Annotated in this window: 8 protein-coding genes; all 8 read left to right on the top strand. The window is 39.1% G+C overall.

What is annotated here, in order from left to right; all coding sequences use genetic code 11:
* Positions 1-105 precede the first annotated feature (105 nt).
* Positions 106-4,539: a hypothetical protein gene (locus ACNPNW_RS00065; RefSeq protein ID WP_448766372.1), complete on the top strand. Its 4,434-nt coding sequence runs from the start codon at positions 106-108 to the stop codon at positions 4,537-4,539.
* A 2-nt stretch (positions 4,540-4,541) separates the two neighbouring features.
* The gene (locus tag ACNPNW_RS00070) at positions 4,542-5,435 is read left to right on the top strand and encodes a hypothetical protein (protein ID WP_044108758.1); all 894 of its coding nucleotides are present in this window, start codon (positions 4,542-4,544) and stop codon (positions 5,433-5,435) included.
* Positions 5,436-5,503: 68 nt separating this feature from the next.
* On the top strand, positions 5,504-5,932 hold the full coding sequence (locus ACNPNW_RS00075) for a hypothetical protein (protein ID WP_044108757.1): 429 nt from the start codon (positions 5,504-5,506) through the stop codon (positions 5,930-5,932).
* 9 nt (positions 5,933-5,941) lie between these two features.
* Positions 5,942-6,742, top strand: coding sequence for a hypothetical protein (locus tag ACNPNW_RS00080; RefSeq protein ID WP_227555118.1), 801 nt, complete (start codon positions 5,942-5,944; stop codon positions 6,740-6,742).
* A 25-nt stretch (positions 6,743-6,767) separates the two neighbouring features.
* Positions 6,768-7,730, top strand: a complete 963-nt coding sequence (locus ACNPNW_RS00085) for a hypothetical protein (protein ID WP_044108754.1) — start codon at positions 6,768-6,770, stop codon at positions 7,728-7,730.
* A gap of 12 nt (positions 7,731-7,742) precedes the next feature.
* A complete protein-coding gene (locus ACNPNW_RS00090) occupies positions 7,743-8,579 on the top strand; it encodes a hypothetical protein (protein WP_005028686.1) in 837 nt (278 codons plus the stop codon).
* A gap of 5 nt (positions 8,580-8,584) precedes the next feature.
* A complete protein-coding gene (locus ACNPNW_RS00095; RefSeq protein WP_005028684.1) occupies positions 8,585-9,775 on the top strand; it encodes a hypothetical protein in 1,191 nt (396 codons plus the stop codon).
* Between the two features lie 12 nt (positions 9,776-9,787).
* A complete protein-coding gene (locus tag ACNPNW_RS00100) occupies positions 9,788-11,029 on the top strand; it encodes a hypothetical protein (protein ID WP_044108753.1) in 1,242 nt (413 codons plus the stop codon).
* Positions 11,030-11,199 lie beyond the last annotated feature (170 nt).

Here is an 11,199-nt window from a genome sequence, read left to right on the forward strand (position 1 = left end):
ACTGGTTTTAATTCTGACTTTAAAGAAGACTTTATTTGGAATGTTGATACAGATTCTAAAAAGGACTCTTAAAACCAGGAAGGCCACCTGTCATAAGGATCAAATATGGACCAAAGCCCTAAACAAGATAATTTTGACGAGCAAACACTTGATCAACTGCAAGACGGCCAATCATTAACTTTCAATGAGGGCCTGGAACAGTGGGATGATTTAAGTTTGGACGGCGTGGAATTTCAATCCATCCAGCCTACGCCACAACAAAACAATGTTGCACAAGATCAATCGCAACAATACCAGTCTGAACCATATCCCAATGATCCCCTATCTGAACCTCCATTAATGGAAGAACCGCCAGTCATGCAAGATGATGGGTATCAAAATAATCAGTATGATCAGTATGAACAATATGATCAGCCTATGGGCGGTAACTCTGTACCTCCTGGGCACCCAGATTATGATTACGCTCCCCCTCTTGAAGATACTCGGTTGAACGATGATGAACCGATGTTTTTTGATGAAGGTGATTATGAGCGTAGTAGCTACCCGAACTACGAGAATGAACAGTCCATCATTCCTGAAAACACTTTTGATCTTTCCGCTGTCACTGTCAATGATTTAGCTGAACTTGATCCTGTTCTGATTGGTAAAGTATTTGATGCACTTGAGCAAAGAGATCCAGCCAGTCAATTAGAATTCTTTGCAGACATCGGGCTTGATCTGCAGAATGATGATGATCTTAAGTTTATTGCGGATCTGAATAAAATCCAGACTAAAAACGCACTGGACCAAGGATTAGGTAATATTGCTGAAAATAACAGTTCATTGCCAGTTGAAGACCGTGTTTATACAACTGCAGACTCTAAATTATTTCTATCAGACAATGATCCTGATTTCCTCCTTTCCAAAGAAGAAAATCCATTTGAAGCCGTTCAAGTGGCTGAAAAAACCCTATTTAACTTTGAGACAAAATCTTTTATCACTCAGCCCTACTATGGTTTAAGCCTGAAGGGTGCAACTAAAGAAAATGCCCTCAACTTCCTGAGTAATCGTCAATTCGCGATTGAAGGCTTGATTAACCAAAACCAAGTCGTGCGTGAAGCAAAACAGCAGATCTACAACGAAGTTACGGGTGCACCGAATACCTATTTTTCAGGTGAATTAACCGATAAAAACCAAATTAACGCATTGATGCGCCAAGTGCGTGACTTTTGCTTAATTCGTGGGATTGAAGCTGAAGAACTTGGCTTAGTGCCAAAATCTATCGTCATGGATCAATGGCGTGTGAATAGCGACCATACAGCTGCTCGACTTGAACAACTTGAGATTCACTATCTTGAATTCAATACGGACACGTTAACCAAGGAAGTAATTCAGTTATTAGAAACCCGTGAACATAGCGACCAGTTACAAGCTGCTCTACTTTTGAAAGAACATAAAGAAAATCAGAAGACTAAAGAGACAGTAAAGGAAGATGTTGAATCAGCTGATCCGAATGCACCAAAAGGTACACCAAAGAGCACATTAAACATTGCTGGTGGTCCACAAGACAAAGCAAGTTTGGCTGCAAGTAGCGTTGCCTCTAAAAGCTTTAAGGATATGCGAAATGAGGAAGGTAACGAACGTCCTCCTTTAGCGCGTGAAAATAGCCACGGCCATCCACGAACGGTCGCTGATGAACTCGCTGCGCTCAGTGCAAAAATGATTGCAGTCATGATTGAACTGGTTAAGAAAACAATCAAGTTGATCATTGCAGCGATTATGGCCATGTTCAACAAGAACAAAAGCCTTGATAACCTGAAAAACATTTGGGATAAACCAATCAATCCTGATGTTACCGTTAAAAGTAACCATCCAGACGCACAACAACCCGAACAGCTTGCCAATACAGCCGATAAATCAAAATTGACTGAACCTGGTAAGAATGCCGATATTTTAAAACCGATCTCAAAAGAGCAAATGTTGCCTCTTTTAAACGATCCATATACCACTCAACTGAATAAAGACCGTGACGGCGTTACCTTAGAAGAATTCGATCTAAATGTCGGTAAAGTCTATGCCATTGACGGTGAACAATACATCGTGATTGATGTAGTCGGTAAGGATTCTGTCGAAGGTATTGAATCCTCTACCCCATTTATCAAACTAGTTAAAGAAGCAGATTTACCGCCTCAAGTGGAAGGTAGCGATGCACCTACCCCGATTACGCCGTTCTATTTAGAAACGATTGAAGACAAAGTAACGTTTCTCTCAATTGAAGAACTGCACGAAGGCATTAAGTCTGAAAAGATCCATGAGTTTGAAGGTCGCTTTTTTGAACCCATTTGTTCTCAGTACTTAGAACAAGCACGTATGTTCCTTGGTGCCGAATATCCATTAGGGCAAGATCCAGAACAAATGACTGAAGAAGCCAAAGCTTCATACAAAGATCAGTTTATTCAACGTGCCTATCAATCAGGTCAAATGATTTCGGATCAAGTAAAGAAAGCCAAATCTAAACTTTCAAACCTTTTGGGTAAGTTTAAAGGCAATACTGCAGAACAGTCGGCAACTCAATCAGCACCGCAAAGCCAAGACCAAAACAATGACGGTAAACCAATGAACCCTTATGACAGTATTTATGTTGATCATGATTCTGACTTAGAAGCATTCTTTAATGACCGTCACAACAATATTTCTTATGCTGAAATTGAACAGTTTGTCGGTATGGTTTATGAAGATGAAACAACCCAAACCAATATGGTTGTTTTGGATATAGCTTCCGATAATCTGGATAAACGTGCGATCGTTGTGCCTCTTTCGGTGATTGAAAATCTCGAAAATATCACTGAAAAAGATGTGCTTTATTTTAAAGACATCGTGAATGAATCCTCTACCGTTCCACTGTATGAGCTGGAGTCTGTCGAGCCGATAGACGAGTTAAATGCGCTTGGTAAATTTTCAAGCGAATACTTAGACAAGCTCAAAGCCGATACCATCAACAATACTGCAGAACAGACTAATACTTACGCCAGATCTGCCGAACGTGAACTTGAACTTTCAAAAATGATTTTGGAAGGCAAACTCAGTGTTGTAGGCGCCATGGTGAAAACGGATTACGGTCAATTCGTGGTACTGACTTCAGATTCGGAAGGTCATAAATCAATTGCACCCGAATACAACGCCGTGGCCATTACTAACCTTGATCGTCAAATTACCACGGAAGATATTATTAATGCCGGTATTACAACGATACCGCGTAAAGATATTTTAGAGTGGAATACTGTCACGGCGCTCAATGAAGAATCTGCCAATCAGGTGACTTATTTAGATCCTGAAGTTTACCAGGCAGTAAGTAATGCAATTCATCAAAATCGCGAAAAAGAATTGATTCAAACCTTGAGTACATTACAACCCTCTGCTGCACTCAATAGCATCGGTTCAAAAATCATTACGCAAGATGGCAATACATATATTGGTCTATGCGCCAAAGATGATGGCAAATCAGGCGAGTACTACGCCGTAAAAGCTCCAGATAATCAACTCTCCCCGATTGGTGCAAGCTATATCAATGATGTTGGTGTTGAAGTCATTAGCCGTAGCCAAATTGCTGAATTTCAGAATGCGGAAAATAATCAGCAACAACTAATCAGCCATGATGTGTTTGTTACATTGCTAAATGCAGTCAATAACAGCAATGAACAAGAAGTACTTCACCTCTTCTCTAACTTGGACCAGGTGAAACAACAAATTAAAGATTCGTTATTCAGCGAAAAGGAAAGTGAAAAAGTGATTGAACAAAATCAATTTATTGAACAACTGAAAAACAATAACCTTGTGAAAGCCGATCACATTAACGCGCTTAATCAAATTGCTGATCAGATTCAAAATACGCAACTGAAAAATGTTGTTAAAGGTATGGCCTCAACCGTTGTTGCGCCTGAAAACTCTCAAAACGAGATGTATGTTCAAAGCTTTCTACATCTCAACCAACGCCTAGACACGTTACAACAAGATTTAAAGCTTCAAGCAGCATCAAATCTTATGAATGCTGAATATAAGCAACTTTTTGAATGTATGGATGATCATCTAGTACTACCTACTGCGTATGGTGATGCCAAGTTTGTTAACCTTAATAGTGTTGAGCCTCGTATTGTTGAATTTAGAAACTCGGCTGAAACAGGTCAAATCTTTGACAGCTTCAACGCCGTGATTGCTGAAACAGGAAACGTGGAAATTGCGCTTCAGCACTTAAAGCAAGAGATCTTAACTGATCACTATATCGCTGCGATTCATGAAGATGTGAAGTTACACCGTCTAGAACAGCAAGACATGGACAAAATCAAAGAAGTGAATCAGATCCTTGAGGCTGATTTTGATAAAACTGGCCTACGCTTAGAAGCGCTCCAAGATGGTTTGAATTTCAATACTAAAAACTACTTAGACCAAGTAAAGCTTGAGAAAAATACGACATCTCAATTTTTGAGTGACCTTGATAAGCATATAGATTTAGAACTCGCACGTAGAAACGATCATGACAATAATCAAACATTGGGGCGTTAATCATGGATCTCTATAAAAACGTAATTGGCGACATCGATGCGATGATTACTTTTGATAAAATCTTAGGTGGTTTTGGTCAAAATACAGTGAATACCACGCGAGAGCGTGTTCAAATCAACTCTAAGCATGAAAAGGTAGAGCGTGAGATTGAAGGTGCCAGTCCGTACCTTAAAAGCGATTATGAGCTATTTGTCGAGCATCACAATATGTTGATGCAAGAGTATCGGGCAACTCAGCTACATTTACGCAATATCTTAGAAAAGAAAAATGAGGTTAAAAGCATTCAAAAGCTTGCGGATCTCTGCGAACGGCACCAGTGCTCCAACATCGCTCAATTATTCGTTGAGAAAAATGAAGATGAATATGTATTGCAATGCTTTCAAGACTTTCAGCAAGACTTAGAAAACAATAACGCTCTGCGAAAAGACTTTAATCACTTTTCAGACTCGTTTGAAGCCTACCGATACAATATGGAGATCTGCAATAAGCTCTCTGGTATCGATCAGCCGTTTACCCTTGAACGTCCGAATGACAGACAGTTGAATTTCGTTATCCATAGTCATGAAAACATCAATAAAACATTGTTGGACTATCAGGCGAAGATCATTGAGCAACAAACAACTGTGGACCAGCTCAAGCAAGATGCTTCCTATACTGCCCTATTTCCGATCGCAACCAATGATAAGAACATGTTCTCAATTGCAGCGACCGAAGTTTATGTAGAACAGTCACCGAAATATCAAGACTATCTTAAGGTCATTAAAAATGAGCTTAAGAACATAAACGAAACGGGTAAAAATACGTTTAGTCAGCATTACAAAGATACTATTACGCAAAGCAATCTTGAAAACGTTAAAACTAAAGAAAGCGCTTCAACTTATAGTAATGGGTTTTAATTAATTTTAAATAAAAACATTTAGGGTGTTTTAAGATAGAATCTAAATACCCTTTAATGGAGTTAAACATGATTCAAACTAAAATCACTGAACCGACAAGAACGCCGTTTAATCCTCATGGTTTTGCAGATGCAACGCCTTTACATGCGTTTTACTTGGGATTATTAGAAAAGGGATTAATCAATAAAGTTCTTGAAGAAGGTAATTTGGAATTTGAAAACCAAAACTTGTTCATGACGATCGATTGGGAATCAATAGACGTTCAAATGGATGCTTATACGTTTGATGTGAAATTAGATATTGTATGTGGCGTCATACTTGATGAACAAAAGGTCACGAATAGCATTCAAGTGTTTATTAATGAGCATACTTTGTTTATAGCTTCAGCTAAAACCTTTAACCCTAAATCTGGTCTAACGCAAAGTCTTAACTTTGATATTCCTTTACGTGTTTTAAGTCAAATGGGCTATTACGCCCTACCTCTCAAAGAGGACTAAATTGTGGGAATGAGCATAGAAAGCCAAAACATAGCATTGTCTCAAGAGCCTACAACCTTTGTACCAGAAGCTTTTGTACACTCTATTAACTACTTTTGTCAGACCTTAGAGAACACTTTTCATTTTGATAAGCGTTCACTCAATTTCTTTGAATCAGGTACACCAAAAGAATACGGCTTGTATCTTACTGAACAGCATTGCCTTGTTTTTTTGAATGCTTGCAGTAGTGGCTATCTTGGCGAAACACGCAAAGTTACCAGCTTTACCGCTTTTGTTCTTTTAAATCAAAAAAATAATGAATCTGAAATGCTCGACATCACGTTAAACGATCCAAAACGTGTAGAGGAACATTTCAAAACTGCGTCTAAAGATCAGATCAATATTTACTTAAAGAACGTGCATGAATTAAGTAATTTTCTGAAAAATAAGTACTCGGATTCAGGTTTTTTAAAAGATATTGTGACTGAGGAAGGTTTTTCTAAAACCCTAAAGCCATCGGTTTTACAGGAATGCTTAAAAGAGGAAGTAGAGCTAATTAATACTTTAATGTGTTTGGTTAGTACTCAGTTTATATATATTACGACAGCTATTATTTTTAAGCGTCCTATTTTAAAAGAATTCATAAAACTATGTTTAACCAATGAGAAGTATATACTACAATATGGTGAAGAATGGTATTATGATTCTATATATAAGTTCGCTAAAAGGATATATGAGTTAAAACACCTTATAGCTACCTTATATTTAAGTAGTGAAGCTGTAGTAAAAGATGTTGTAGTGCTTTGCGAACTTGCTTCTAAAAAACATTAATCATAACTCTTTTAAAGGGCTAGATATGCGTAACAATCACAAGAAAGCTAAAAGGCTACAACAAGTTCGGGGCAAGACTTTAAGGACTAACCCTAATCTACAAAATGTTAAGCCAGCTTTTAAAACTAAAAGTGCTTTAAGCATTTTTGTTGCTACCGTTATTGGGTGTTCAAGTGCTATTGCAGTTCAACAAAGTTCCGTTGCTTCTGTTACCAGTAATACTCAAAACATGGGTAACTTAAACATCGCAACATCATCGACCATTGCAAGTAGCTCTGGTGGTGATACGCCTTTGTCGAATTCAAATAGCGGATATTATTCGTCTACCAGTTCTAATTCGTCATTCAACTCTACTGCTGCTGAAAACAACTTCATGGCGGTTAAAAAAGGTGAACAAGCAGCTGCTCAAAACATTCAAACCAATATTGAATCATGTGCAACTGATGGGATCGGTAAAGTCGTTAAAGACAACTTAGATCTACAAATGACGGTTTGGGGTCGTCCAATCGATATTAACAAAATGTTCAGTCCAGCTAGTCAAGGTGGCTGTTTTGCTGACATCGGTAAAATCATTGACCTTTCTGTGACTATTCCATCACTTGATACAATCATCAATGCAGCGCAACAAATGGTTGTCGATTACGCGACTAAAAAAGCGTGTGACGCAATGAAAACTGCAAGTACTGAACTTGTTGGCCCATTGAATGATGTTATAGGTGAAATCAACAAAGCTGGTCAATATACTGATGTATCGGGTGCGCTTGGTACTGCTGTGAATGGTCAACTTGGTAAACTTGATCCTGGTCTAGTTATGCCTAGCGGTGCTTTTGAGGGTGGAGATACTTATACAATCAATGGTAGTAGCTCAACTGCTCCAGTTTCTTATTCAACTGATCAAAAAGCCAGTACTAGCACACCGTCTAACGCAAAAACTTCAGGTTCAGAATCTACTTCTGTCACCCAATCAATTAAAGACTTTTTCTCTTAAGTTGGGGGTGGTATGAAAAATAGAAATAATCTGCGTAAAAGAAGAATTACTGTTAATCAGTTTTCACCTGTTAAAGCAATTGCGGTGGGTACTTTAACGGTTGGTCTATTATCCGTACCACTTTTTACCAATGCTTTTAGTCTTGGCACTATCCTTTCTGAGCTTGCAATACAAGCTCAGCAATTGATGGTACGTTCTGCTGTGCGTGTATCTACTCAACAAACAGCGGTCAGTGCAAATCAAATTGTTGATAACCAAACGCGTGATTCAGAAATGATCGTTGCTGGTATTCAAAGTGTCGATAAAAATATTGAGATCAAAAAAGCGATTTTAAATTCTGGTACGAATGCTGCCCTCCCTGATTCAGCTTTTTGTACGGCTCTTGAAGAACGTGAACAAACCGATCTCAATAGAAACTTAAAAGACTTTAACGTTTCTAAATACATGCAAGACGTTTCAGGGAAACTTTTCTCAAATTCAACAGATGAAGCAACCTCACCATATGCGTTTCACTTGGCGACCTCGTGTGGCGTAGAAGAAGCAAAAATGGGTGTCTGTAATTTGATTCCAAATGGTCTGCAGTATGGCGACATTGATACTGCTTTTGTTTTTTCTCGTTCTCGACTTTCTGAACAGCAAGCGACTGTTGCATTGAACTACTCGTCAATTGCATCTAACAACGTTGTTCCAGTCGGATTGATGGAATGCTCTTCATCAACTTGCGTTGATTTTCAAAATAAATACATGGCTGGAAGTACTCTTTCATCACTGGCTAACTATTCGGTGGCTAATAATGTGATGCAACGCACTACACCAAACTCCAATGCTTCAGCCAAATTCTTTGAGTAATGACTATGAGAAAGCGTAAAAATACTTTAAGACAGCCTAAAGGAAAATCAAAGTTTGTACCTGTCATTTTAGGTGCAACTTTGGTGATTAGTAGTCCTGTTTTTGCTGAATGGGCTACGGTTGGTTTGGGTACGATTATGAGCGAGATGTCTTCTCAGATTCCTAAGCATGCAAGCAACCAAGCAAATGATATTCAACAAGTATCTCAAAGTACCCGTAGAAAGTTAGATGATTCGACTGAAAACATCGTTGCAGCGCTTAAAGTTGCGGTGAAGCAAAAGGCGCAAGCTGCTAACCAAATTACCGATGCGACAACTAAAAATACCCAAACTATTGCCTCTGGTATTCAAGCGCTTTTACAGTCAGATACCATGAAAAAAGCACAATTTGCTTATGGTGCCAATACTGGTCAAGGCTTTAAGTCTTGTGAGGTTTTGGCTGAAAATACAAATATGTCGAGTGCATCTGGTCAAGTGATTGATCAAGCAGCTGATATGGCGACTCAAACTTCTCAAGTCGGCGGTAAATTAGTTGGCTCTCAACAGGAAGTGATTAATCAACGCCTAAACGTGCATAAAGCTGAATTCTGTACGGTTGCTGAAGCACAAGCTGGTCAATGTACGTTGTCTAAATTACCGGGTGGCGATACCAATGCTTCCCTACTGTTTAAGTCTGTTGCACCTGGCTCAAAAGAAGCTCTTGCAAGACATTACGTGCGTGAAAACATTTTAGGTACACCAGATAAATCATTGTCTAATGCAACGGCACGTACTCCAGCTGGTCGAGATTATTTGCAAGCAACCAACCAAAAAACAGCTTTACTTGCTATGCCAGCGTATAGCTTGGCGGTTATTGACGCGCAAAATACAAAATCATTCAAAGATATTGACGGCAAAATGGTGTCTGCCAACGATTTGATCGACCAAACAATCGCACGTTACTACGGTGGTCCTGAAGCTAAAAAATGGCAAATGGCGATGGCGATGCAAGATCCACGCGGTCTACTTAAAGAAGCCAATATCATTAACGGCGTTTCTGTTTATTTAGATCTTCAAACTTACAAGCAAAGTTTGCGTGAAGAAGGTTTATTGTCTGCATTACTTTTAGCGAAATCTCAGCCGATAAAAGATGATGTGAAAACGAAATACGGCCAGTCAGTGAAAGTTAAGCTTTCACAAACTATGCCTCAATTTTAAGGAGACTAAATAATGCGTACTCCGAAAAGAACATCACGTAAAGTTATGAAAGCGCCACAAGCGCACGGCTCTCGTTCAAGAATTAGTGCACTCGGTTTAACCCTCGCCATCATTAGCGGTTCTGCATCTGCTTATTACTGTGCTTCCGTGGGCAACCCGATGGCAGTAAATACCTTGAATATGCTTATTCAACAGGCTGATGCGGTGGAAAGCGCTGCGTTACGTGCGTTGGACACAAACTTATCTTTGGGCATTAAAAAGCAACAAGATGATGTGACGACAGCGATTAAGATCCTGACGAAACAAGAGGCTGTATCTGCTCAAGGTATTTCAGATAACGCACATAAAAACGCACAAAGTCTTGTAACGGCGTACCAAGCTGTTAAACAAAGTGAGCAAATGAAAAAAGCTCAATTTGAGTTTGGTGCACATGGCCAAGCATTTAAAGCGTGTGAAGTTTTAGGCGATCGTGAACAAGCTCAACAAGACAATAAATCTGCTGATAGTTCAATTTTAAATAAAGTTGGCTCTGAAGTGGTTGCTGCGCCTGGTGTCTACATGAACCCTCACAAAGCACAAGAAGCTATGTTACAAGCTCATAATGAGTTTTGTACCACTTCTCAGGCTGCGTCTGGACTATGTGGTGCTGCTGGTGAAAATGCTGGTCTAAGTTTACAAGCTTCAACTTTATTCACGACTGCAGCGCCAGACACGGCGATGGCTCGTGCTCAAAATGCATTGATCAACAACATGGTTGGTCTACCTGATGCCCCAATTGACGGTAAAATTGCGAAAACATCTGCTGGTCAAGATTATGTGATGGCTAAACTGGCGAAAGATGCTTTAACTTCTCCAGCAATTACCTCTTTGAAAGCAATTCAAGCGCAATACTCCCCTGTTGCTGGTGGTGGTACCAATAGTCATGATTCAAGTACCAAACTTGCACCGATGCAACACTTGGAAAAAAGTGTCTCTCGTTATTTAGGTTCAGGGCAAGATTACAAAGACTTTGCTAAATCACAAGCGATTAAAGATGAACGTGGTTTGATGGTCGATGGTTTAATTCAAAGTACTGAACGCTTGAACTTGCAATATCAACAATACAAGTCAAATGAACGTAAAGAAGCGGTATTGGCTGCGCTAGTTTCTGCTGAAAGCAAATTATCTGACGGCTCAATTGAAGTGACAGATCGTTCTAAGTCTACGGGTAACATTCGTAGGATTGCACTTTCACAAGCAATGGCAAGTAAATAGCCTGATTTTTTCATTATCAGACTGATAATGAAAAAAACTTAAAAAATAGGGATGGTTTTAAGCCATCTCTTTTTTTTGTTTAAAACCCTTTTAGATAGTTTCTTTATATAAATTCTCTTATAATCTTTAGTATATACCGCTCAAAAGTAACCGATGGTGCTTTGATATTT

Source organism: Acinetobacter endophylla, from assembly GCF_053543775.1.

Bases quoted from the DNA above. Each gene is read 5' to 3' on its own strand.
- ACNPNW_RS00095 (WP_005028684.1), top strand. From the start codon at position 8,585: ATGAGAAAGCGTAAAAATACTTTAAGACAGCCTAAAGGAAAATCAAAG.
- ACNPNW_RS00085 (WP_044108754.1), top strand. From the start codon at position 6,768: ATGCGTAACAATCACAAGAAAGCTAAAAGGCTACAACAAGTTCGGGGC.
- ACNPNW_RS00080 (WP_227555118.1), top strand. From the start codon at position 5,942: ATGAGCATAGAAAGCCAAAACATAGCATTGTCTCAAGAGCCTACAACC.
- ACNPNW_RS00100 (WP_044108753.1), top strand. From the start codon at position 9,788: ATGCGTACTCCGAAAAGAACATCACGTAAAGTTATGAAAGCGCCACAA.
- ACNPNW_RS00090 (WP_005028686.1), top strand. From the start codon at position 7,743: ATGAAAAATAGAAATAATCTGCGTAAAAGAAGAATTACTGTTAATCAG.
- ACNPNW_RS00070 (WP_044108758.1), top strand. From the start codon at position 4,542: ATGGATCTCTATAAAAACGTAATTGGCGACATCGATGCGATGATTACT.
- ACNPNW_RS00065 (WP_448766372.1), top strand. From the start codon at position 106: ATGGACCAAAGCCCTAAACAAGATAATTTTGACGAGCAAACACTTGAT.
- ACNPNW_RS00075 (WP_044108757.1), top strand. From the start codon at position 5,504: ATGATTCAAACTAAAATCACTGAACCGACAAGAACGCCGTTTAATCCT.